This is a genomic window from Propionivibrio sp. (assembly GCF_016790145.1).
Taxonomy (GTDB): Bacteria; Pseudomonadota; Gammaproteobacteria; order Burkholderiales; family Rhodocyclaceae; genus Propionivibrio.
Genome location: NZ_JAEUOI010000049.1, coordinates 1 through 21188 on the forward strand (window position 1 = coordinate 1; position 21188 = coordinate 21188).

Sequence of the window (21188 nt, forward strand, 5' to 3'; positions counted from 1 at the left end):
CACGATTTTCCGGCGTGCCAGGCACGGGCATTTTCATCGACAAGCTGGACGATCCTGCCGTCCCGGCCGATCAGATAATGCGCACTGACCTTGCGCTCAGGCGAGGTTAGCGTGAGCAATGCCTCGTCCAGGGTGTCGTCAGTGGTATGGTGAATAATCACCAGATTCGGACGGCGTTGATCGAAGTTTGGCGAGGCCACTTGATCGATCTGCATCCTTGTGCGCGGCTGGTGTGGAAGCGGCGCGCAGGCGACCAGGATTGCCGACATGAGGCCAACAATCAGGGGGCAGTGCAAGCGGGTGAGTTTCATGGTTAGCGGCGTGATAAGCAGAGGATATTTTGGACTTCGTCGTGCCGCGGACAGCTCGTTATATGATCATTGACCATACCTGTGGCCTGCATGAAGGCATAACAGATCGTCGAACCGACAAACTTGAACCCTGCGCGCCCCAGGGCCTTGCTCATCTCATCCGACTGTATCGTCCTGGCCGGTACCTCAGCCATCGAGATCCTTCGATTTTGAATCGGAACACCCTCAACAAACTGCCATAGAAAATCACTGAATGACTGGCCACTTGCCGTGAGCGCCAGGTAGGCTTTGGCGTTCTGAATGCTTGCCGCCACCTTGGCACGATTTCGGACGATCCCTGAATCGGCCAACAGGGCGGCTACTTTTTCATCGCCATACCGGGCAATGAGCAGCGGATCGAAACCGTTGAAGGCGTGCCGATAGTTTTCCCGTTTTTTGAGGATCGTCGCCCAAGACAAACCGGCCTGTGCGCCTTCCAGGATCAGAAGCTCAAACAAGGCTCGATCGTCGTGGAGCGGAACACCCCATTCCAGATCATGGTATTCACGGTAAAGCTCGAAACTTTCGCTCCAGGGACAACGTTCCATCAGCATGAACTCGGGAAATAAATGATCACTTTAGACCCAGGGGACTGGATGCTACGACTTGTTCGCTTTGGTCCTCAATTTCAATAACGATGAGCATCATAATGCACCTCTTTCCAGGCGGTGATCAAAGGCATCACTTTGGCGCTAATTTGGCCAAAGCTTTCATTGAGGGCTTGGCGCCGGGTAACTGCTCCGCTTCGCATTGCGCCATTCAAGCATTTTCTAAAGGATTAGCTTGAGGCAGCCCTGAACTTGCCTGAATATCGGAACACTTGGCCAAGAAGCGGGTGTGTCAGGCGAAAATCCATAGCGAAATGGCTGTCGTCCACGGCTTCCTCTACGATGGTGGTACGTCCGAGAACCAGCCATTCCGGGATGGGCAGCAACAGTGGGCCAAGCTTCACAACAAACTGAACACCGCGGTAATGGAGCCGGCCCTCCTCCACGCGCGGGGCCATCTGTAAGCCGAGCACCGGATTAACGAACTCAATGAGTTGATTGCTACCGACCGCGACCCAGAAGCTGTTGAAGCAGACTACCTTCCCTTCGGGATACGTGAGGGTCCGCCGCCAATACTGCCTATCGCCAACAACGCTCTTTTCGACGCGCGTGGATACACGCCGGCCGCTTCGATTTACGAGCGCACCGAAGACCCGCAGCACGCTAAGACAGGGCTGCATGAACTGCGGATACTCGATATCCATGTGACCGGTGTCAGTCGTTGTGCCAAAGCGATAGTGCGCCTGCAAGGCCGTTGGCAGCTTGTCCCAGTCGGCACCAAGCGCTGATTGCATCAAGCTTTTCATGATCCCGTTCCCGGGATGTGCTTGAAAACCATAAACGTCACCACAAGCACCATCAAGGTGAAAGCAGGGACGCCCAGCCAGAACCAGCAGCGCGCCATTCGCCAGTAGATCGCGGGCAGAGGAGACTCATGAGCGACGGCATCGGCGACGATCTTGTGCATGCGGATCTGCAAGTAAACCACCGGTAGCCAACAAACGCCTGCAGAGACGAACATAAAGATGCTGGCCGCTATCCATGGCGTGGCCAGCGGCAGATCGAGCAGATACACCATCCACAGTCCACTGATGGGCTGAAAGATCACCGTCGGCGTGGTAAAAATCCAGTCGGCCAGGACAACATGCCGATTGGTGGCGGCAATATGGGCGACATTTGCACTGCGGTCGGCCATCCATTTGTAGAACGCACTGCCAAGGCCGGTGCCGAATAGAAGCACCATGCTGAGAATGTGCACTGTTTTGAGAACTGTGTAGGTCATGAGCAACTCCCTGTGGACATGGCATCGGAGAAGAGCAAGCGCGGTTCGACGGTCAGCGGCATACGCCCCAGGAACTGCACAAGCGGGCGGACATCGGCACAACAGCCTTTTTGCAGCATGCGAAGATTTTCCGCTTGCAGCAGGGGATTGAAGTGGCGCCCCAGCCGTGCAAAAGCCATCGCCATCGGAAACGGGATGTGCAACAGTCTTGCCTTGGGCAGGCCTTGGGCCTGACGCAAACACTGCAGCCATTCTGCGAACGTGATCGTTTCGTTGCCGGAGATGTCCAGCGTCTGCCTTGCCTCCGATGATGTGAGGCTCTGCATTACGGTCGCCACCACATCGTAAATATGTACCGGCTGCAGTTTCTGCTGACCGTCGCCGATGACAGGAATCAGCGGCAATGCCGCCAGCCGCATGAACAGGTCTGCGCTCTTGCCTCCCCGGCCATAGATCAGCGACGGGCGCAGCACGAACCAGTCGAGATCTAGGCTGCGCAGGCAATCGTCAGCAGCACGCTTGCTCAGATGGTAGGCCGAAAACGCCTTCTCATCGGCGCCCAGCGCAGAGATCTGAGCACTCGACCAACGCCTGCGTGCGAGCAGGCGCGAAACAATGCCGCCGGGGCAAGGGTATGCAGGGGTGCAAAGCGCTGGGAGCCGCTTTCGCCAATGATGCCCACGCTGTTGATGACCGCGTCGACCCCTTGCAGATATGGCAACCAATCTGCCGGGGCTTGCATGCGGCAAACATCGATGCCGTGGCGACGTGACAGCGGTTTCACCTGGTGGCCAGCAGCGGTCAGCGCAGCTTCAACGTTGCGGCCAATGAAACCGCTGGCGCCGGCAAGCAGGATGTTCATGCTGCGCTCCCTGGATTTTGTGGAGTTGCTACGAACTGGCCCAAACGCTTGCCGATCGAATGCAGGCCGATGAGCAAACCGCCCAACGCCGCCATAAGCGCAAGGCGCAGGCTGTCCATCGGGTCGCTGAAGTGCGAGAACAGATCCACCGTCAGCACAAGGAGCAGAGGGGCGATCATCAGCATCACTTTCGTGTAACTCAACCAGAAGACGGCGGCCTGTTCATCCGGGCAAATTCGGCCGAGGACATTCACCAGCGGACCGGAAAGCACGTACAGCACTGCGAAACTCAAGGCAACGCTGATGAGGGATTCGGCAAAAAGAAGGGAATAGGCGTTCATGAAAGACTCCTGATTTGTGATTGGAGCCCTCAGTGTGTAGATTGGCGACCTGAAATTCTTCCGATCTGATCGAAACGGAACACATTTCGGCTCCGGAAAGATCATTTCGGAGCAACAGGCGACTATTTGGAAGCGGCGATCTTGGTGTGCAGCTTGCGGTACTGGCCGGGGGTCATGCCCTCAATCTCGCGAAACGCCTCGTAGAAGTTCGATTGCGAGGTGAATCCGACACTGAGACCGACAGACAGGACGGAAGCTGAGGATTCGGCGCACAACATGGTCTTAGCGGCTCCGACACGCCGCTCGCGCAGGTAGCGGGAAAATCCTTTCCCCAACCGGGTGTTCATCAACTCCGACAATTGGTGGGTACTGAGTTCCAGACGTTTCGCCAGGCCTGGCAGGCTCAATTCCGAATCCACATAGATTCGATCGGTCAGCATCAGGTCATCCAGCCTGGACAGCACGGCATCGCAATCCACATTGGCGAGAGTCGAGCTGGCATAAGCGGATTGAACGGTTTCCCTCACCTCCGCGCTCAACTTGGGCCGCAGGCCGAGAGTTGTCTGTACCAGAAAGAAAGCCGCGCCTATCGATATCGCGTAGAGGCTGAAAAACAGCTTGTCCGGCAGCGCCGCCTGGGCCAACCCAAGGATTGAAACACCGATCGCAATGGCAAAAACGCTCCCCAGCAGAATCATTTCCCGATTGAAGCTGGCTCGCTCACGGCGGAGGGCATAGAGGCTGCGCGCCAACCACAACAAATAGCCGGCGCCAAGCATGAACGCCAACGGCAAGGCCAGGTCGTCAGGCAACAAGGGGGAAATCAAGACTGGCACCGCATGCCCCATCAGCGCCGGCCTGATCGAAGGCAGGGTTTGTGGGTGCAGTAAGGGTTGGCTGAACAGGAAGAAGGCCGGTGCCACGGCAAACAGGGTCATTCGGTAAGGAAGCGACACAACCCACGCCTGGTCGAGGTAAAGCCACAAGAAATGCGCAATCTGCAAGCCGCTAAGCGCTAACAGGAGTGTAAGACCCATGACTCTCGACATCGCCTGATCCTGATATTGATCGCTGCGGAAGTGGGTCAGCGCAAGGGTGATCGCGCTGAAAATCGAGAAGCCGGCGAGAAGAATGGCGAGTGAGGTCACAGCAAGTGCAAAGTAATTATTCTGATCCATTTGAATGGACATGTATTCAGGCCATAGTGATTCGGCAGCAATTTTGTCAGCATTCGCCCTTGATGCGGTCATTAAACTTCAAAGATGTTATTGAATAGTCTGGGTAAACGGGTTTCACCGTTAAATATCGGCAAGCGAGATCAATCTTGCCCTGATTTTGCAGGCGATCCCAACTCATGATGGCAGTGCCGATTGATCTGCTGTCGCAGTTGCAACAATGTTGCATCTGAAGCATGGCTATGGTTTAATCGCCGCTCAAAATCCTTTGGCCGGATACCTTGTCCTCTCCTGATCTTCCCAGTAATGACGCTGTCGCCGGGCATATTCGCCGTGCCGGCGCGCGCGCGACACCAGCGCGAATTCGAGTCATGCAATTGCTGCACGCCGCCCCGACAGCGCTGTCGCACAACGAGATCGAGCTGGCGCTGGGCGCCCCAGCCATCGACCGGGTCACGCTCTATCGCGTTCTCGACTGGCTGGTCGAGAGCGGGCTGGCGCACAGGAATGCCGATGTCCATCGCGTTTTCCGTTTTTCGGCCTCGGTCGCCGGCGAGCATACGACGCATATCCATTTTCGTTGCGAGCATTGCGGCGGGGTGTTCTGTCTCGATGCCGCACCACCGGCCGCACCAAGCCTGCCAGCAGGTTTCACATTGTCGCGCATGGATTTTGATCTGCGCGGACGTTGTGCGCACTGCGCCGGGACGAAGCAATGAGCGCCCGGACGCCGATCCCGGTCACCCGCCTCACCGGCTTGCCAGGCGTCGACAAGACGAAGCGGCTTGAACTTAAGCCCCTGCTGCAGCAGCCGGCGCTGGCCAGAAACAACGTCGAGATAGCCTGCGCCAGGCTCTGCGCGCTTGAAGTGATGGAGGCCAGGCGGTGAAGCGGCTTCGTTATCTGCTGCTCGCCGTCCTCTTGCTGCTCGCGCAGAGCGGAGCCCTGACGCATGCGCTCGACCATCTGCACCCCGATGCCGGGGAACCGCCCAGTCATGCCTGCGCACTGTGCATTGCAGCCCAGGGTCTCGATGCGCCACTCGCATCCGTAGCGCCAGACTTCGCCTTGTCTGCGGCCAACTTCGCGCCACCTATGGGCGAGAGTGTTGCAGCTCCAATCCCCAGTACTGTTTCTCCGCGCGCCCGCGCCCCGCCCCTCGCCTGACTGAAGCGCAAACCTGCCGCCCGCCGGGCGGTGTTCTGCATTCTTTTCAGGAGACATCATGCGTACCCCTCGCATCCTCACGCTGTCGGCGTTCGCTTTGGCGCTGTCGCTGGCGCTTCCCGCCCAGGCGGCCAATGATGCGGATCTGGCCCAGATTCGCGAACAACTCAAGCAAATGAAGGAAAACTACGAGCAGCGCATCGCCGCGCTCGAAAATCGTCTGGCGCAAGCCGAATCAACGGCGAGCAAGGCCGAGACCGTGGCCGACAAGGCCGAGGCCAGCGCCTCACAAGCCCAGGCTGCCGCCCAGCAGGCCAGCCAGCGGCCGGCGTCGGCGAACAGCTTCAACCCGGAACTTTCACTGATTCTGGTCGGCAATTACACCAATCTGTCGCAAGACCCCAACCAGCGCCGTCTGCAGGGTTTCATGCCGTCGAACGGCGAGCTGTTGCCGGCAGAGCGCAGCTTCAACCTTGGCGAATCGGAGCTGACGTTTTCAGGCAATATCAATCACCTGTTCCGCGGCACCCTGATCCTGGCCATCGCGCCGGACAACACGCTTGGCGTCGAGGAAGCGAACTTCCAGACGCTTGGTCTCGGCAATGGTTTCAATTTGAAGGCCGGCCGTTTTTTCTCCAGTGTCGGCTACCTCAACGACATTCACGCACACGCCTGGGACTTCTCCAACGCGCCGCTGCCCTACCAGGCCTTTTTCGGCGGCCAACTCGGCATGGACGGCGTGCAGGCGCGCTGGCTGGCACCCGGCGACACTTATTTCGAAGTCGGTGTCGAGGCGGCGCGCGCACTCAGCTTCCCGGCGGCTGACGAGACGCGCAACAAGAACGGCCTGATGTCGGGCGCTGTCTTTGCGCATGTCGGCGGCGATCTCGATGTCTCGAACAGTTGGCGTGCCGGTCTTTCGTATTTCTATGCCGAACCGAATGGCCGTGACTATGACGATCCCTTGAACGACACCACTTACAGCTTTTCCGGTAGCAGCAAAACCTGGATTGCCGACTTCGTCTGGAAGTGGGCGCCAAACGGCGACGCCAGCAGGCAGAACCTGAAGCTGCAAGGGGAATACTTCAATCAGTCGGAAGACGGGACGCTGGTCTACGATGTGCACGGTACCGCCCTGGGTACGCAGAGCGGCAGCTTCAACAACCGCCAGTCGGGCTTCTACGCGCAGGCCGTTTACCAGTTCATGCCGCACTGGCGCATCGGTTATCGTTACGACCAGCTCTACTCAGGCAACCCGAGTTTCGGACACGACCCGCTCACCAGTGAATTCCCTTCGCTCAAGGATTTCAACCCGAAGCGGAATACGCTGATGGTGGACTGGACGCCGGACGAATTCTCACGCTTCCGCCTGCAATACGCGCAGGACAAGACGCGGCCGGAGGCAACGGACAATCAGTTCTGGGTGCAGTACATCATGAGTCTGGGTGCCCACGGCGCCCACAAATATTAAGGATCAACCAATGAAACGCCTATACGCAATCGTCCTCGCCGTGCTGCTGTCAGCCTTCGTGCTGCCCGCTCACGCCAGCCTCAAGATCTTTGCCACCGTTCCCGAGTGGGGCGCGCTGGCGCAGGAAATCGGCGGCGAGCAGGTCAAGGTCTACACCGCAACGAATGGCCTGCAAGACCCGCACCGCATCGATGCCAAGCCTTCGCTGATCGCCCAGGCGCGTTCGGCACAACTGGTGGTGGCGACGGGAGCCGAACTCGAAATCGGCTGGCTGCCGGTGGTCATCCGCGAATCCGGCAACGCACGCATCCAGCCCGGCCAGCCCGGTTTCTTCGAAGCGGCACGCTACGTGACCATGCTCGATATCCCGGCAGTTCTCGACCGGGCGCACGGCGACGTGCACGCCGGCGGCAATCCGCACATCCAGACCGACCCGCGTAATCTGCTCAAGGTCGGCGAAGCGCTGAGCGCGCGCATGGCCGAGATCGATCCGGCCAATGCAGCGGCCTATCAGTCCGGCTACAAGGTGTTCGCCGACAAGCTGCGCAGCGCGATTGCGCGCTGGGAGAAGGAAGCCGCGCCGCTCAGGGGCGTGCCCATCCTCGTTCAGCACAGGGCTTTCCCGTATCTGCAAAACTGGCTCGGCTTGAAGGAGATTGGCAGTCTGGAGCCCAAACCCGGGGTCGAGGCGTCAAGCGCCTACCTCGCCGAGATCCTGGCGCAACAGGCGGTGCAACCGGCAAAAATGGTCATCCGCCCAGCCTATCAGTATGACACCCCCTCGCTGTGGATTTCCGAGCGCGCCAAAATACCCGCGGTAACACTACCGTTCACCATTGGCGGCACGCCGGAAGCGAAAGACCTGTTCTCGCTGTATGAGGATACGATTCGCCGTTTGCTCAAGGGCTGGCAAGGATGAGCGCCGCCACCCTGTTCGAAGTCGATGCCCTGAGCGCCGGCTATGCGCGTCCGGTCGTAGGCCCGGTTTCCTTGCGCCTGGGCGGCGGTGAAGTGCTCGGCATCGTCGGCCCGAATGGCTGCGGCAAATCGACCCTGCTCGCCGCATTGACCGGATCGGCGCGGATTTTCTCGGGTCGCATCGACAAGCGGCCGGGCCTGCGCATTTCCCTGCAGCAACAGCAGGCACCTGCCATCGAGGGTATCCCCTTCAACGGCGCCGAACTACTGTCCCTGACCGGCGCCAGCGCCGAGGGATTGCCGCCCTGGCTGGAATCGCGTCTCGCCGAGCGGCTCGATCGCCTGTCCGGCGGGCAGTTGCAATTTCTCTATCTGTGGGCCTGCCTCCAGGCGCCAGCCGATGTCGTGCTGCTCGACGAGCCGACCAACAATCTCGACCCGGATGGCATCTCATTTCTCGAAGGAGCGTTGCGTCGGCGAGCGGGCGAAGGAGCCAGTCTGCTCGTCGTCAGCCATGACGCGCGATTTATTGATGCGGTATGTGATCGCACGGTGGTGCTCGGATGAATACTGAATTACTTTTCGACCCGTTGTTTGCCGAGCCCTTTGTCACCGGTCTTGTCTTCGCCATTCTGTTGCCCTTGCTCGGTTGCTATCTACGCCTGCGCGACGAGTGGCTGGCGGCACTGGCTTTCGCCCAGACCGCTGCCGCCGGTTCGTTGCTGGCCATGCTCTTCGGGTTGCCGCTGGTACTCGGCGGGCTGGTCGCCGCCGGTCTGGCGGCCAGTCTCAAGCACGCCTTTGAAGGCGCCACACGTGGCACCCAGGGTGCCGCCTACGCGATGCTGCTGCTGCTCGGCTGGGGCGTTTCGGTGCTGCTGGTAGCCAACCTGCCGCTCGCCGAACGCATGGGCCATGCACTGTTCGACGGCCAGCTTTACTTCACGGACCGCTCGCATCTGATCAACGCCGGGGTCTTTGCGCTGCTGTCGTTTTTCAGCCTGTACTGGCTGTCGCGCCGTCTGCTGCTGGCGCACTTCTTCCCCGACTTTTTCCGCGCGCGTGGTCTGTCCGAGCGCCGTGCGCACTTTGCCTTCGACCTGCTGGTGGCCGGTGCGCTGGCGCTGTCGACCATGAGTGTCGGTGTGATGGGCGCTTTCGCGCTGATCTTCGTGCCGCCGCTGATCGCCTTCAACTGGGCCGACGGCTGGCACCGGGCCTTGCTGCTGGCGGTGCTGAGCGGCCTTCTGGCGCATGTCGTGGCGTTTGCGCTGGCGCTATTGCTGGACCAGCCATTTGGGCCTCTGCTTGGCTTGCTCCTGGTCGGCATGGGTGTGTTGAGCGCTCTGCTACGCAGCTTAGGCGCTCGTCACTGATCAGGGCATCAAAACCAGAAAACGGGCTGAAATTGCAGAGTGCAGGGGGATGTGTTAAAACAGACGCCTGTCGATCAAGTCGGTTTGTCACTGCGGACTATGGTTTTCTCTTTTTTCAAAAAAACGCCGGAAAAAATGGTCTCCAGGCCGGCTGCCGTACCTCGTGCCAAAGAGGCGCGTCAGGAAGCGCCTCTGGCGCCAAGGGAAAGTGCGCCCGCTGATACGCCCGTACCTTCCGGCGCGTCGGCCAAGTCCAGTACCACGCCTGCGCCAAAGCTTGCCATCGAAGACCCTTCATCGCTCGACTTCAGTGATTTCGTATTCAGTGAGAGTTCGCCGGATTTCCACACAGAAGCTGAAATTGACCCGGTCGATTCCGAAGCCCAGGAAGCAGCGATTCTCTATGCCAACGGGCAGGACGAAATGGTTCGCACACTGCTTGAGAATGCCGTACGCATTCATCACTTCGGTCCGGGGGAGCGCTTGTGGATGATGCTTTTCGACCTCTACAAACTGAGCGGACAAAAGGCGGCATTCGAAGCGCTGGAGATTGATTACGCCCAGTCCTTTGAAAAATCGCCGCCCGGCTGGCGCGACAAATCCAGCGGGCAGGCAAAAACCAAGGAAGTGCTTGCCGGAAGCTTTTTGTTCCGGGGAACCCTGACCGGCGATAACAACACGGCGTTCGACGCCATTAGCCAGGCGCTCGAAAAGAATCCGAGGCTGCGTCTCGATCTCTCGAAGGTCAGTCGCCTCGATGCCGGAGGGTGTGCTCGCTTGCTGAGCCTTTTGCAGCAGGCAAGAAAAGCCAGGCGCGAAATCGAGTTGCTGGGTCGAGACACACTGCAAGCGCTGCTCGAAAAGTGCGTCGAGAGTGGGCGGAGCGAAGACAAGGAATGCTGGCTTATGCTCCTGGAATTGCGCCAGCTGCAGGGGCAGTACGAGAGATTCGAGGATTTGGCAATAAACTATGCGGTGACCTTCGAGGTTTCGCCGCCGTCCTGGGAGGCCAAACGGGTCGCCGCACCCGAGCCGGTAGCTCAGATAGCAAGGGATCCGGTTGGCGATGAGGTGGACGTTGACGCCTACGGGCTGCATGGCGATATCAAGGCGTCTCGTTTTGGCGATCTGGCGGCGTATGCCGGGGTGCACGATCCGGTGCTCATCGATTGCGTTGCCCTGAAACGTATCGATTTCATCAGTGCCGGTGCGCTGCTCAATGTGTTGACGACGATCCGGCGCAGCGGCAAGCAGATCGTCTTTCGCTACCCCAACCATCTCGTTGCCGAGCTATTCGGTGTCGTTGGACTGAAAGCGGTAGCGAGCATCATCTTTGCAAAACACTAGGGTTTAGTCATGGAGCAATACCACGGCACGACGATCCTGTCGGTGCGTCGAGGCCAGCGGGTGGCGATGGGCGGCGACGGACAGGTCACGCTCGGCAACATCGTCATCAAGGCCAGTGCGCGCAAGGTTCGGCGCATTCATCAGGGAAAGATTCTGGCCGGCTTTGCCGGCGGCACGGCGGATGCATTCACGCTCTTTGAGCGTTTCGAAGCCAAGCTCGACAAGCATCAGGGTAATTTACTGCGCTCGGCGGTCGAACTGGCCAAGGACTGGCGCAGTGACCGGGCGCTGCGCCGGCTGGAGGCGATGCTGGCTGTGGCCGATCAGGAAAATTCACTGGTGATTACCGGCAACGGCGACGTCCTGGAGCCTGAGTACGGCATTGTCGCCATTGGTTCAGGCGGCGCTTTTGCCCAGTCGGCGGCACGTGCGTTGATCGAGAATACCGAACTCGATCCGGCCGAGGTCATCCGCAAGTCGCTCACCATCGCTGGCGATCTGTGCATCTACACCAACCACAGCTTAACCATCGAGACGCTTGACTGAATGGTCTTGTGGCCACTGATCACAGCGCAGGATTGACATGACTCAACTGACTCCGCAGGACATTGTTAACGAACTCGACAAGCACATTGTCGGGCAGGGAAAGGCCAAGAAGGCCGTTGCCATCGCGCTGCGCAACCGTTGGCGGCGCGCGCAGGTTGAAGAGCCCTTGCGCCAGGAAATCACCCCCAAGAACATTCTGATGATCGGGCCGACCGGTGTCGGCAAGACCGAGATTGCGCGTCGTCTGGCGAGGCTGGCGCACGCGCCATTCATCAAGATCGAGGCGACCAAATTCACCGAGGTCGGTTATGTCGGGCGCGATGTTGAAACGATCATTCGCGATCTGGCCGAAATTGCCATCAAGAACGGTCGCGATCAGGCAATGAAGGCCGTTCGCGTGCGCGCCGACGATGCAGCCGAGGAACGCATTCTCGATGTCTTGCTGCCGCCGGCACGGGGAAATTTTTTCAACGATACGCAAGCGGCCGACGAGGGAGCAACACGGCAGAAGTTCCGCAAGAAATTGCGCGAAGGACTGCTTGATGACAAGGAGATTGAAATCGAGCTGGCCGGGCCGGCGATGCAGGCCGAGATCTTTGCCCCGCCCGGAATGGAGGAACTGACTTCGCAGATCCAGGGCATGTTTCAGAACATGGGCGGTGCGCGCAAGAAGTCGAGAAAGCTGAAGATCAGCGAAGCGCGCAAGCTGCTGGTCGAAGAAGAAGCGGGCAAGCTGGTCAACGACGAAGAGGTCAAGCACGATGCCGTGCGTGACGTCGAGCAGAACGGCATCGTCTTCCTCGACGAGATCGATAAGATTACCTCGCGCAGCGATTCGCATGGTGCCGATGTCTCGCGCCAGGGCGTGCAGCGCGACCTGCTGCCGCTGGTCGAGGGAACGACAGTCTCAACCAAATACGGAATGATCCGCACCGATCATGTGCTGTTCATCGCCAGCGGCGCCTTCCATCTGGCCAAGCCCTCGGATCTTATTCCGGAATTGCAGGGACGCTTTCCGATCCGCGTTGAACTCGATTCACTCTCGGTGGCCGATTTCGAGCAGATTCTGACCCAGACCGATGCCTGTCTGACCATGCAGTATCAGGCGCTGCTGGCCACCGAGGGTGTCTCGCTTGAATTCCTGCCGGATGGCATCCAGCGCCTGGCCGAGGTGGCCTGGTCGGTCAATGAGCGCACCGAAAACATCGGCGCACGCCGCCTGTACACCGTCATGGAGCGGCTGCTTGAAGAGGTTTCGTTCAGTGCCGGCAGCGCAGGGGAGCAAACGATCCGGATCGACGCCGAGTATGTTGATGGGCGACTCGAAGAACTGGCCAAGAACGAGGACTTGTCGCGCTACGTTCTTTAGCGCTTTACTTGACGAGCAATACGGGGATATCCGAAAGCTGCAGGACTTTCAGCGTAATCGACCCCAGGAGCAACTCCTTGAGCGCCCCCCGGCCGTGCGTGCCCATGACGATCTGGTCACACTGCAACGATTTGGCCAGGCCGGTGATCACTTCAGCCACCCTGCCGACTTCCAGGTGACAGACATAGCGGGCGCCAGCCGCATCAAGCAGCGCGCAGGCGCCGCGCAAGGCCTGCTCGCTCTGCTCACGATGAAAGGCGGCCGTCTGCTCGTGGCTGACGAAACGGCTGACATCGTGCGAAAAGGGCGTCTGAACGTTAACCAGGTGGATCTCGAGATCTTCGGGGCTGAGGTAAAGGGCGCGTTTTGAAATAAGCAATGCCACGCCCCGTAGAGCGCATTCGGAACCGTCAATCGGTAGAAGTACCCGTTTCATAAAATGGCTTTCGTCGGTGAAGAAGCGTGACTAGCACGCAGGCAGGCAAAAATTGTCCGGCAGGAAAATCGACTTATCCCTGCCTTGGGGTGACTGTATCCATTTGTACCGCAAATCGGAAACCAGGAAAACAGGAGTGTGAAGATTTCTTCGCTTGAACCATTTTCCCCTGGGTCATGCGGCCGCTGTCTTGCGGGCGACCAGAACCCTGCCAATGATGAGGGTCAGCGCTGCAAAGGTGATCGGCACGATCTGCTGCAAGACATGAAATTCGAGATCCACCCAGTCCTTGATGACGGGGTCGGTGACGGCCATTTCACCGGCGACATAACCAATCAGACCGGCACCGATGGTGATGATCACCGGAAAACGTTGCATCAGTCGAAGCAGCATGTTCGCTCCAAAAACAACGAGTGGAATCGACAGGCCGAGGCCAATGACCAGAAGGGGAATACTGCCTCTGGCTGCTGCCGCGACACCCAGAACATTGTCCAGGCTCATCACCATGTCGGCAAAAAGTATAGTCCGGATGGCGGCGGCGAGACTGCGGCCAGGTTCGATATCGCTTTCGCCTTCGTCTGAATCGAGAAGCCGGATGCCAATCCACATCAGAAAAACGGAGCCGATCAGCTTGAGGTAGGGCATGGTCAGCAATGTCACTGCCGTGAGGGTCAGCACGATGCGCATGGTGATCGCGGCAGCGGCACCCCAGGCCACCGCTTTTCTTTGCTGCTCGGGCGGCAATGCGCGTGCGGCCAGGGCAATTACAAGTGCATTGTCGCCGGAGAGCACGATGTCAATTCCGATGATCTGCACAAGCGGAATCAGAAACTCCTGCGTCGAAGATAGAAATTCAAGCATCCTGGGCGTTCTGCCGGTCCGATCAGTCAGGTATCCATGATACAGGCTGACGGCACACATGAGCATGGGCCTGGGCTGCGTCTGTTTGCACCAGAAAAGCCCAGTCCTGGGTTGCTCTGTGGCCAGGCCGGTGGAAGAGAACGAGATCAGCCTGGCCAAAAATCGAATTCGGATTCCTTTGATAGAACAAATGAACTATCGATTGACAGATTTTCGGGGGCGGTGAGATTTGAGTCTCACCAGGTCAGGCTCCTGGGCTACCCCGTTATCATCCTCATTGATGGCGTCGCTTTGGCCTTCACACCACCCCAAAGCATAAATATCAAGTTCGTCACGGTTCATTCCCTTTTGGAATTCATAGACAGACGCAACGGCTTGCGAGAACATCATTACATTCATATCGTTGGCTTCCTGGTAAGCCATGCTTTTCGGGAATCCATCATCTCTGAGCTGGGCCAGCTTATTAACGATCACGACGTACTTTACGCATGTGAGATCATCAAATTCGTCGAGATCTTCTGCATGTGCGGATCCGATGCAAGCCAGAAGCAATACAAGGGTGAAATAACAAGGAAATGCATTTTCGCTGCGCTTGCGCATGATTAACTTCCACTCCGTTGGCTGGTGGTTAAACCCTTCAAGTACGCGTTCGATACAGAATCGTCAAGGGTTGCTGGCATGTCAATCAGCCATGAACCGGCCAAGCGATGACTGACCCAGCTTCGCTTGTTTCTGCAAATGGTGACGCGTATAAGGCTTGCTATTCCCGGACAGCAGCAAGGAGGCTTTGACTTCCCAGTCATGCGTAGGCAGATATTCTGAAGTGGATGTGCCAAACGCCAATAACAGAACGAGTGGGGAAAGGCGAGCAAACCAGGGCCGCTGGATAGTACCTTTCATCGCATTCAGCGCTAAAACGCTCACCGCCATGCCCAGTATCCAGGCGGAAACGACTTCGCTATGGGTATGCGTGTCGAGAGCAACGCGTGAAACACCTACGCCGGCTCCAAGCAACAGGCCAAAGCCAGCTCCAGCAAGGCTGATACGCTGCTCCTCAGACGCCAGAAGCCAACTGAAAAACACGGGCAACACTGAAGTTGCAAGCAAGGTATGCCCACTGATTCCGGTGAAGTCGAGATATGAAATGCCGAAACCCCAGCCAAAAAAAAGTACCTTGGTGGCCAAAGTCACCATGACGGCCAGGGCAAGCGCTATCAGCCAGATGCGGACGGCCTCCTTCTGGAAAGATTGCCAAAGACCTGTTGCTGAAATGACCAGAACAGGCATCATCAGGCCAGTCGAACCCAGGTGAGTGAGGACGCTCCAGAGGTACGCTGTATTCAGTTGTTTTCCTGCAATCAAGGATAAGGATCGAGAGGATAGGGTAGTATTTCCTGGATTATAGCGTATGGAAAATTTACTATTGACCGACAGGTTTTCGGGAGCTGTGAAGCGCCAGCTTTTGGTGCTCGCCATGGCGAATGTATGCGGGCCCGGCATACAGGTATGATGATCTGAGGCATTGCGCGGAGTACACATGGCAACTACACAATGGACGTGCAAACTGACGCTGATCGTCGTGCTGGCGTTGGGCGGCTGTTCGGGTGGAATACCGGCCAATACGGGCCAGAACGGTAGCACGCTTGCGCCCTGCCCGGCTTCGCCAAACTGCGTGTCGTCACTGGCCAGCGCTGAAAGCCAGCGGGTTGCAGCCTTGCCCTACAGCGGCGATGCGGCGCAGGCGCAAAGCCGGCTGCTTGGCGTGCTGAAGGGCATGGAGAGAGTGCACATTGTGCGCGTCGAAGAAGCTTATATTCATGCCGAATTCCGCTCGGCGCTGCTCGGCTTTGTGGACGATGTTGAATTTCTTTTCGATCCGCCCGGCACCATTCAGATTCGCTCGGCGTCGCGCCTCGGCTACTCCGATTTCGGCGTGAATCGTGAGCGCGTGACGGCTATCCACGCCCTCTTCGCCGCTTCGGCCAAAGCGAACTCATGAGCGTCCTGAGTGTTGACTGCGGGGGAATGTAATCATCGCGCTGTGCGCGATTGGCTCAAGGCGAATTCTCCGGTGCAGTTCTCTGTTCATGTCAGCGGAAGCGATCAATACGGTACTGGAAGCCTGCCCCGCGTGGCTCCCAATTTTTCAGCTTTGAGTGTTTCAAACGGTCTGCATGCCAGGAAGGGCAAGTATCTGCAAATGCTCGCTCGCAGAAGGCCATGTTTGTGCGCTGCTCACGTAAAGATGCTCCAGGATCGCCAATCGACGGGTGTTGCAGGGCAGAGGCTGAAAAACCGTGGTTTAATTTTCCGTGGATTTAGAGCGGATCGGGAGGCCATCGATAAAGCAGAGTGCTTCAAGTCTCAAGGGAAAGGCAATATCAATTGGTTCCCAGATCGCCTATAGCCCGAGGAGATCCTTTGTTTTGACTGGAAAAATAATCAGTCGACCGCCGCCCCTCTTTACAATCACCCCATTGCTTGGAATTTCAAATACGTTTGGTATAAACAACACTAGATTGGAAGCATCGCGAATGATCTGTACATGGCATTTGGGTAGCATGCTTTGATTCCGCAAATGAATTGGACTGGTTTGGCCCCCTTGGAGGCGAGTATCTGGCAGCGGCATTCTCAGGGAAGTTTGCCGGCCGCGATCATGCGGTTCATTAATACGTAAGGTGGAATCCAGATGACAATGTCGTCGAACTCGCCACCGGTAGGGACAGTCGATTGGTTCCTGGAAAAAAAGCTTATCGTCGCACTGGCATTGATATCCTCGTCGGCGTTTGTGGTTGATCCGTCCGCTAATGCCGTACCGTCCTCAGTGAGGCCCCAGTTATTCTTCCCAGCGGAATAAATGACTGCCGGAGCACATGGCGATCCAACGCTGCAAGCGCCAGCTATGCCGATGAGGTAGCTGGCTGTGCCGGCGTTGTCACGTGTCTGAACCTTCTTTCTGCCGATGGTGCTCAGGGTGAAAGCGGCATTGGCATAAAGTGGGGTAACGCTATAGCGGATCATCTTGTTCCAGGCATCGGTTTTCTTTACGCCCAGCGTTGTCCAGGGTATGAAGCCGGTGCAAGCTGCATCGTCCGCGCATAACGCTGGATTTTCCGTGCCGTCGGCTAACGAGGTTGCCGGTCGCGGGAGCCGACCGTTGGTGACGGCGAAGCCGATCAGCGCCTCGCGAATCTCGTTGATCTGCTGCTGAGTCTCGTTGTAGTACCGCTGATCGATCTGCGCTGAAAGAGGGGACATCAGGCTGCTCAGGAGCAGCCCGACGATGATGAGAACGATGGCCATTTCAACCATTGTGAAGCCCCCATGGCCTTGTTCGGGAGCGCGTTCCCGAGTGAAAGCGGTCAGGGGCAGGGCGAGCTTGGGCATGGGATGACGTCCAACTTGCTTGTGCCGATTGTGATCCTGGCCGTACCCGCGCTGAGACGCTGGTATGTTACTAGCGGAAGCCAAGCATTTGGGTTGAGCCAATTTACAAGAGATGCTGGATTTATGCTGAAGTCGTTGTAGGGCAGTTTACCAGTTGCCGTACCAGGGTCGCCGTTGCCATCGATACCGCTATCGGCCCAAGGGAAAGTCGCGTTGTCGGCATAGTAACGGCGCAATCCCCATTGCGGGGATCCTGGCGCATTATCGTCAGGGCCTCGGATTTCAGCCAGGACCCGCTGGTTAACGGTGCGAAAGATGTCGTCGCGGGTGATGGCTAATGCCTTGTCGTTGAAAGTCGCTGACGGTAACCCTGAAATGTAGGCATTATCGCCGTCGTTGTTGTTACCGTCGAGGTAGTCGGCGACGGCATTGCTCGGGCGGCCATTCTGGTTGACCAAGGGGGCACCAGGGGAAAAAACGATGGCAGCGATATTCAAGGCACCGTCAAGCGTGAGTTCCAGAGCCTTCTGGGGGTTGATCGGCTGGGCCGCTGCGTTGTCGCGCAATCCTGGGGAAAGTGCGTACCACAGCCTGTCCCCGTTGCCATCAAGCAACTCGGGCAAGTCGAGCGTTTTCCATGGAAAGCGTCCGACATAGGATGTGCAATTTCCTCCGACACCATCCGCAACCCCGTCGTTATCCACGTCGGGGCAGGGCAAGCTACCGGGTCGGTTGGCGTCGGTGGCAGCTCGTCCGATCAGGGCTTCCTTGGCCTGTGCCATGGCGGTGGCCGTCGCCTTGTCCCGTTGGTTTCGTGCGCTTGTTCCGCTGCTCTGTCCCAAGATCCAGGTGGTAGCGGCGAGAAAAATGAAGAGCATGAAAATGAGCAACGCTGCTCCATGCTGAGGGATTGAAAAGGATGGGGATATGTTTCGAACCATGGCTTATTTCGTGGCAGTCGACCTGGTGCTGATCCGCCCACCATTAAGCAAGTCAGTCGCTACCCCCGTATTTCTATTGATCGTACCACCCACCCTGGCGTTACCTGCCGGGGATTCGCTGGCCTGAACGACGACCTTGCCCGGATCTTTTCGTCTCGGTGTGACGCTTACGCCACTCGGTGTTTCATTCTCGTTTTGTGCGACGCCGTTGACCCATACCGTGCGCTTGCCGCTGCTGCGCGTGACGACGCCGTCGATGGTCAGCGTCGGGTCTTCGGGAATTTCCTGTTTTTCCTGAATGTTGAGTTGCCGCTGGCGGTCTAGGGTCTGCCGGCGTTCAGGTGTGAAGAACAGGCGTCCAAGTTCGTCCGAAGATTCCTGGGCACTGGCGTTCGTGCAGAAGGCGGCAACGAGTGCCAGGGCGGCAAGCAGCCCGGCAAGGTTCGTGTAAAGTCTGGTTCGCAGCGGGGGCGTATTCATCGGGATGTTCGCCTTCCTCATTTGCTCGCCACTTCGTGCAGCGTGACCCAGTCGATCTGGCAGTCGGCCTGCAACTGAGCCGGGGTTCCGCCTTCGGCGCCGCCACGCGGAAGGCGCGAGACGTTACAGCTCTTGACCTGGATCAAGGCTCTGGCCTGCTGGCGCAGGTCGTCAAGCAGGCGTGTCAGGTCTTCCTCGTGCAGCAGCTTGAGTTGCACTTTCATTGAACTGGAAAAATAGGCGTAACCACTGCCCAGGGTGGTGTCGAGCGCTCGTTGCGGTGCGATCTCGTATTGCAGGTCGAGCAGTCGCCGCCGGTCGCGAATCTCCTTGAGCAGTTCGACCCATTCGATCCGCTGTTCTTCGCCGACCACACCACGCGCCTGGAGTTTGTGGAATATGGCGGATTTCTGGCGGATCTCGTCTTCTTCGCTGCGTACCCGCTTGAGCTTGCCGTCAAAATCGTTGCGTTCCGCCTGGGCGGCGGCCTGCTCAAGTTTTGCCGTTTTGATCAGGTTCAGAGAAAGGTAGACGGTGCCGGCGCCGATAGCCATCATCATCAATGCCGCAAGCAGGCTGAACTGCAGTTTGGGGAGGTCAGCGCTGCCGATCTTCATGATCCGATTTTCCTGATGACTTGCAGGCTGAAAGAGCGCGGCTTGTTGTCTTCGAGCGTGGTGTCGCCGCCCTTGAGCGACTTGCCGGATTCGATGTCAAAGGGCCGTTGCAGCACTTCAACCTGCAATTTCGGATTGGCTTTCAGCGCATCGACCAGAACATTGAAGGCGCCGAGCATTTGCCGTGCGTTGGCGTTGGCGCCGAGCTTCAGGGTGCCGCGCACCAGGACAGCTTCGTTGTCGTCGGCAATGGCGCTGGACCCAGACGCCTGGCCTGTGGCCTTGACGGCGGCAACGTCGAGGCCACCCACCTTCCAGTCAATGCTGTCGAGTTCTGCTGCCGGAGCGGCCTGCAGGGCGCGGCTGATCTCGCGATAGAGGCCGTTGGGGGAGGCGCTCATTTTTTCAAGTTCAATATAACGGTCAATAATGCGGCGCAGCGATTCGTTGTTGGTCGGGATCGGCGGAAAGGTTTTGACAATGTCGCTGTAGCGCTGACGGGACAGGCTGGCCTCGCTTCTGAGCGCTCCTGCGTCCTGATTGATGGCATAGGAATCGAACAGAAGTTTTCCGGAGAACAGCAGGCAGCCGAGCAGGACGAGCGCGCCGAGGCCGTGGAGCGCGGAACGAATCTGCCCGAGATGATGATCGTGACGCTGGTCGTCGCTGGCAAACTGGATTCGCGGCGGTGCGATGATCAGCAAATGGAGAAAGAGCGGCTCGCAATGCGTATCGGGCGGCGGTATTTTCAGCCCGGTTTTTTTTGCACAGTCCTCGATATCGAGGATGTTGAAACTGATCGTTGTGGTGTCGATGCAACTGTTCTGGATGGCTTTCAGTGCGCCAGGGTGCGCCAGAATGTGGGCCTGGATCGGCTGGTTGCGACCGATCAGACGCTGGCTGGCGAGGTATTGCTGGAGCTTGAACGCTTCGCCGGAAAATGCTTGCGCAATGCCGCCAATACTGCTGTTCTGCAATGGCGTGAGTCGGCTGAAATGCAGTTCGCCCTTTTCAAAATAGCTCTGCCGGATGCTTTGATCCTGGACGCTCAGCAGCAGGCACTGATCGGCGGTGAGCTGGAGTTTTTTCAGCAACGCGGGGGCGAGCAGCGGCAGCGAGAAAATGCCGGACAACGCTGCACCGGCGTCGGCGATGGCCTGCAGCCAGGGGGCAAAGAAATCGTTATTGGTCAGCGCGGCGAGCATGATGCGCTCATCCTTGCGCTTGTTTTTTTCGTAGCCCAGCGACAGCGAGGCGGTCAGTTCAGCGTTGAAAAACAATTGCCCTAGCTTGCGCGCAATGATGGCTTTGCGATCCGCGCCATGCAGGAAAGGAATGGTCTCGATCTGGAAACCTTCCTCGGAGACATTGACCAGTATCGAAAAAACGCTTTTGGGATTCTGCTCAAGATAGGCGGTAAAATCCTGGTGACCAGGTTCGGTTGCCGCGAACTGCCCTTCACTCATCAGCTCGCCCGACTGCCAGCGGTAGGCGCTCATCTGATGTGCACTGAGGTAAAGCAGGCGGCTGGTTTTCATTGGTAGTCAGGTTATGGCGAAATCAGTTAATACCAATCAGCGAACCACCAAGGCACCAAGAGCACCAGGTTTCACCAGGAATACAGAAAGATAAAAATGCCTTTCGCTGGTGCCCCATGGTGAACGTGGTGACTTGGTGGTGAATCATTTGCCCTTGCTCTCTATCATCATGAGTG

At 57.9% G+C, this 21188-nt stretch carries 28 protein-coding genes; 11 read left to right on the forward strand and 17 right to left on the reverse strand.

Translation table 11 applies throughout. The annotated features are described in order from the left end of the window. From JNM42_RS04820 to JNM42_RS04855, 8 genes are all read right to left on the reverse strand, one after another. Positions 1–311 (reverse strand): N-acetylmuramoyl-L-alanine amidase (locus JNM42_RS04820; protein WP_294267021.1); only part of this gene is annotated, 311 nt, incomplete at its 3' end. A gap of 2 nt (positions 312–313) precedes the next feature. Beyond that, entirely contained in the window at positions 314–904 is a 591-nt protein-coding gene (locus tag JNM42_RS04825; RefSeq protein ID WP_294267024.1) for a DNA-3-methyladenine glycosylase I, read from the reverse strand. A gap of 224 nt (positions 905–1128) precedes the next feature. Further along, positions 1129–1704 (reverse strand): DUF4166 domain-containing protein, encoded by a 576-nt coding sequence (locus JNM42_RS04830; RefSeq protein ID WP_294267026.1) that lies wholly within the window; start codon positions 1702–1704, stop codon positions 1129–1131. Beyond that, complete coding sequence (locus tag JNM42_RS04835; RefSeq protein WP_294267029.1) at positions 1701–2180, reverse strand: DUF2269 domain-containing protein; 480 nt, start codon at positions 2178–2180, stop codon at positions 1701–1703. Before JNM42_RS04835 ends, JNM42_RS04830 begins: the two co-directional genes overlap by 4 nt. Continuing rightward, positions 2177–2797, reverse strand: a complete 621-nt coding sequence (locus JNM42_RS04840) for an NAD-dependent epimerase/dehydratase family protein (RefSeq protein WP_366504407.1) — start codon at positions 2795–2797, stop codon at positions 2177–2179. Before JNM42_RS04840 ends, JNM42_RS04835 begins: the two co-directional genes overlap by 4 nt. After that, positions 2704–3042, reverse strand: coding sequence for an NAD-dependent epimerase/dehydratase family protein (locus JNM42_RS04845; RefSeq protein ID WP_294267035.1), 339 nt, complete (start codon positions 3040–3042; stop codon positions 2704–2706). Before JNM42_RS04845 ends, JNM42_RS04840 begins: the two co-directional genes overlap by 94 nt. Continuing rightward, entirely contained in the window at positions 3039–3383 is a 345-nt protein-coding gene (locus JNM42_RS04850) for a hypothetical protein (protein ID WP_294267037.1), read from the reverse strand. Before JNM42_RS04850 ends, JNM42_RS04845 begins: the two co-directional genes overlap by 4 nt. Positions 3384–3505: 122 nt before the next feature. After that, positions 3506–4561: a helix-turn-helix domain-containing protein gene (locus JNM42_RS04855; RefSeq protein ID WP_294267040.1), complete on the reverse strand. Its 1056-nt coding sequence runs from the start codon at positions 4559–4561 to the stop codon at positions 3506–3508. 278 nt (positions 4562–4839) lie between these two features. Here JNM42_RS04855 and JNM42_RS04860 point away from each other — a divergent pair, with 278 nt between their 5' ends. From JNM42_RS04860 to hslU, 10 genes are all read left to right on the forward strand, one after another. Next, positions 4840–5277 carry a transcriptional repressor gene (locus JNM42_RS04860; protein WP_294267044.1) on the forward strand — a complete coding sequence of 146 codons (438 nt, stop codon included), beginning with the start codon at positions 4840–4842 and terminating at the stop codon, positions 5275–5277. Further along, entirely contained in the window at positions 5274–5447 is a 174-nt protein-coding gene (locus JNM42_RS04865; RefSeq protein WP_294267048.1) for a hypothetical protein, read from the forward strand. The genes JNM42_RS04860 and JNM42_RS04865 overlap by 4 nt, the downstream gene beginning before the upstream one ends. Next, positions 5444–5725 (forward strand): hypothetical protein, encoded by a 282-nt coding sequence (locus tag JNM42_RS04870; RefSeq protein WP_294267051.1) that lies wholly within the window; start codon positions 5444–5446, stop codon positions 5723–5725. Before JNM42_RS04865 ends, JNM42_RS04870 begins: the two co-directional genes overlap by 4 nt. 58 nt (positions 5726–5783) lie before the next feature. Then, complete coding sequence (locus JNM42_RS04875) at positions 5784–7196, forward strand: hypothetical protein (protein ID WP_294267054.1); 1413 nt, start codon at positions 5784–5786, stop codon at positions 7194–7196. A 10-nt stretch (positions 7197–7206) separates the two neighbouring features. Then, positions 7207–8115, forward strand: a complete 909-nt coding sequence (locus JNM42_RS04880; protein WP_294267057.1) for a zinc ABC transporter substrate-binding protein — start codon at positions 7207–7209, stop codon at positions 8113–8115. Beyond that, positions 8112–8681: an ATP-binding cassette domain-containing protein gene (locus JNM42_RS04885; RefSeq protein WP_294267061.1), complete on the forward strand. Its 570-nt coding sequence runs from the start codon at positions 8112–8114 to the stop codon at positions 8679–8681. The genes JNM42_RS04880 and JNM42_RS04885 overlap by 4 nt, the downstream gene beginning before the upstream one ends. Beyond that, positions 8678–9490 carry a metal ABC transporter permease gene (locus tag JNM42_RS04890; protein WP_294267064.1) on the forward strand — a complete coding sequence of 271 codons (813 nt, stop codon included), beginning with the start codon at positions 8678–8680 and terminating at the stop codon, positions 9488–9490. The genes JNM42_RS04885 and JNM42_RS04890 overlap by 4 nt, the downstream gene beginning before the upstream one ends. A 135-nt stretch (positions 9491–9625) precedes the next feature. Further along, positions 9626–10837 (forward strand): STAS domain-containing protein, encoded by a 1212-nt coding sequence (locus JNM42_RS04895; RefSeq protein WP_294267068.1) that lies wholly within the window; start codon positions 9626–9628, stop codon positions 10835–10837. Positions 10838–10846: 9 nt separating this feature from the next. Beyond that, positions 10847–11383 (forward strand): ATP-dependent protease subunit HslV, encoded by a 537-nt coding sequence (gene hslV, locus JNM42_RS04900; protein ID WP_294267072.1) that lies wholly within the window; start codon positions 10847–10849, stop codon positions 11381–11383. A gap of 37 nt (positions 11384–11420) precedes the next feature. Then, positions 11421–12752 carry an ATP-dependent protease ATPase subunit HslU gene (gene hslU, locus JNM42_RS04905; protein ID WP_294267076.1) on the forward strand — a complete coding sequence of 444 codons (1332 nt, stop codon included), beginning with the start codon at positions 11421–11423 and terminating at the stop codon, positions 12750–12752. A gap of 4 nt (positions 12753–12756) precedes the next feature. Here the strand turns inward: hslU and JNM42_RS04910 are convergent, their stop codons facing one another. From JNM42_RS04910 to JNM42_RS04925, 4 genes are all read right to left on the reverse strand, one after another. After that, a complete protein-coding gene (locus tag JNM42_RS04910; protein ID WP_294267080.1) occupies positions 12757–13188 on the reverse strand; it encodes a universal stress protein in 432 nt (143 codons plus the stop codon). A 174-nt stretch (positions 13189–13362) separates the two neighbouring features. Beyond that, entirely contained in the window at positions 13363–14049 is a 687-nt protein-coding gene (locus JNM42_RS04915; RefSeq protein ID WP_294267083.1) for a TerC family protein, read from the reverse strand. 195 nt (positions 14050–14244) lie between these two features. Continuing rightward, positions 14245–14649, reverse strand: coding sequence for a hypothetical protein (locus JNM42_RS04920; protein ID WP_294267087.1), 405 nt, complete (start codon positions 14647–14649; stop codon positions 14245–14247). Between the two features lie 81 nt (positions 14650–14730). Continuing rightward, positions 14731–15525, reverse strand: a complete 795-nt coding sequence (locus tag JNM42_RS04925) for a phosphatase PAP2 family protein (RefSeq protein WP_294267090.1) — start codon at positions 15523–15525, stop codon at positions 14731–14733. A gap of 61 nt (positions 15526–15586) precedes the next feature. Here JNM42_RS04925 and JNM42_RS04930 point away from each other — a divergent pair, with 61 nt between their 5' ends. Next, on the forward strand, positions 15587–16048 hold the full coding sequence (locus JNM42_RS04930) for a DUF1499 domain-containing protein (protein ID WP_294267093.1): 462 nt from the start codon (positions 15587–15589) through the stop codon (positions 16046–16048). Between the two features lie 632 nt (positions 16049–16680). Here the strand turns inward: JNM42_RS04930 and JNM42_RS04935 are convergent. Genes JNM42_RS04935 through JNM42_RS04955 form a run of 5 tightly spaced genes read right to left on the reverse strand, consistent with a single transcriptional unit; the run spans position 16681 to position 21012 of the window. Beyond that, positions 16681–17436 (reverse strand): type II secretion system protein, encoded by a 756-nt coding sequence (locus JNM42_RS04935; RefSeq protein ID WP_294267096.1) that lies wholly within the window; start codon positions 17434–17436, stop codon positions 16681–16683. Then, complete coding sequence (locus JNM42_RS04940) at positions 17412–18326, reverse strand: hypothetical protein (protein ID WP_294267099.1); 915 nt, start codon at positions 18324–18326, stop codon at positions 17412–17414. Before JNM42_RS04940 ends, JNM42_RS04935 begins: the two co-directional genes overlap by 25 nt. 54 nt (positions 18327–18380) lie before the next feature. After that, positions 18381–18857, reverse strand: a complete 477-nt coding sequence (locus tag JNM42_RS04945) for a hypothetical protein (protein WP_294267101.1) — start codon at positions 18855–18857, stop codon at positions 18381–18383. Positions 18858–18874: 17 nt separating this feature from the next. Then, positions 18875–19474 carry a hypothetical protein gene (locus JNM42_RS04950; RefSeq protein WP_294267103.1) on the reverse strand — a complete coding sequence of 200 codons (600 nt, stop codon included), beginning with the start codon at positions 19472–19474 and terminating at the stop codon, positions 18875–18877. Then, positions 19471–21012 carry a hypothetical protein gene (locus JNM42_RS04955; protein ID WP_294267105.1) on the reverse strand — a complete coding sequence of 514 codons (1542 nt, stop codon included), beginning with the start codon at positions 21010–21012 and terminating at the stop codon, positions 19471–19473. The genes JNM42_RS04950 and JNM42_RS04955 overlap by 4 nt, the downstream gene beginning before the upstream one ends. Positions 21013–21188 lie beyond the last annotated feature (176 nt).

Excerpts from the sequence above, each read along its gene's own strand:
- hslU (WP_294267076.1), top strand. The coding sequence starts at position 11,421 with ATGACTCAACTGACTCCGCAGGACATTGTTAACGAACTCGACAAGCAC.
- JNM42_RS04830 (WP_294267026.1), bottom strand. The coding sequence starts at position 1,704 with ATGAAAAGCTTGATGCAATCAGCGCTTGGTGCCGACTGGGACAAGCTG.
- JNM42_RS04865 (WP_294267048.1), top strand. The coding sequence starts at position 5,274 with ATGAGCGCCCGGACGCCGATCCCGGTCACCCGCCTCACCGGCTTGCCA.
- JNM42_RS04835 (WP_294267029.1), bottom strand. The coding sequence starts at position 2,180 with ATGACCTACACAGTTCTCAAAACAGTGCACATTCTCAGCATGGTGCTT.
- JNM42_RS04850 (WP_294267037.1), bottom strand. The coding sequence starts at position 3,383 with ATGAACGCCTATTCCCTTCTTTTTGCCGAATCCCTCATCAGCGTTGCC.
- JNM42_RS04890 (WP_294267064.1), top strand. The coding sequence starts at position 8,678 with ATGAATACTGAATTACTTTTCGACCCGTTGTTTGCCGAGCCCTTTGTC.
- JNM42_RS04885 (WP_294267061.1), top strand. The coding sequence starts at position 8,112 with ATGAGCGCCGCCACCCTGTTCGAAGTCGATGCCCTGAGCGCCGGCTAT.
- JNM42_RS04825 (WP_294267024.1), bottom strand. The coding sequence starts at position 904 with ATGCTGATGGAACGTTGTCCCTGGAGCGAAAGTTTCGAGCTTTACCGT.
- hslV (WP_294267072.1), top strand. The coding sequence starts at position 10,847 with ATGGAGCAATACCACGGCACGACGATCCTGTCGGTGCGTCGAGGCCAG.
- JNM42_RS04930 (WP_294267093.1), top strand. The coding sequence starts at position 15,587 with ATGGCAACTACACAATGGACGTGCAAACTGACGCTGATCGTCGTGCTG.
- JNM42_RS04950 (WP_294267103.1), bottom strand. The coding sequence starts at position 19,474 with ATGAAGATCGGCAGCGCTGACCTCCCCAAACTGCAGTTCAGCCTGCTT.
- JNM42_RS04845 (WP_294267035.1), bottom strand. The coding sequence starts at position 3,042 with ATGAACATCCTGCTTGCCGGCGCCAGCGGTTTCATTGGCCGCAACGTT.
- JNM42_RS04875 (WP_294267054.1), top strand. The coding sequence starts at position 5,784 with ATGCGTACCCCTCGCATCCTCACGCTGTCGGCGTTCGCTTTGGCGCTG.
- JNM42_RS04855 (WP_294267040.1), bottom strand. The coding sequence starts at position 4,561 with ATGGATCAGAATAATTACTTTGCACTTGCTGTGACCTCACTCGCCATT.
- JNM42_RS04915 (WP_294267083.1), bottom strand. The coding sequence starts at position 14,049 with ATGCTTGAATTTCTATCTTCGACGCAGGAGTTTCTGATTCCGCTTGTG.
- JNM42_RS04920 (WP_294267087.1), bottom strand. The coding sequence starts at position 14,649 with ATGCGCAAGCGCAGCGAAAATGCATTTCCTTGTTATTTCACCCTTGTA.
- JNM42_RS04925 (WP_294267090.1), bottom strand. The coding sequence starts at position 15,525 with ATGGCGAGCACCAAAAGCTGGCGCTTCACAGCTCCCGAAAACCTGTCG.
- JNM42_RS04895 (WP_294267068.1), top strand. The coding sequence starts at position 9,626 with ATGGTCTCCAGGCCGGCTGCCGTACCTCGTGCCAAAGAGGCGCGTCAG.
- JNM42_RS04955 (WP_294267105.1), bottom strand. The coding sequence starts at position 21,012 with ATGAAAACCAGCCGCCTGCTTTACCTCAGTGCACATCAGATGAGCGCC.
- JNM42_RS04945 (WP_294267101.1), bottom strand. The coding sequence starts at position 18,857 with ATGAATACGCCCCCGCTGCGAACCAGACTTTACACGAACCTTGCCGGG.
- JNM42_RS04910 (WP_294267080.1), bottom strand. The coding sequence starts at position 13,188 with ATGAAACGGGTACTTCTACCGATTGACGGTTCCGAATGCGCTCTACGG.
- JNM42_RS04935 (WP_294267096.1), bottom strand. The coding sequence starts at position 17,436 with ATGCCCAAGCTCGCCCTGCCCCTGACCGCTTTCACTCGGGAACGCGCT.
- JNM42_RS04880 (WP_294267057.1), top strand. The coding sequence starts at position 7,207 with ATGAAACGCCTATACGCAATCGTCCTCGCCGTGCTGCTGTCAGCCTTC.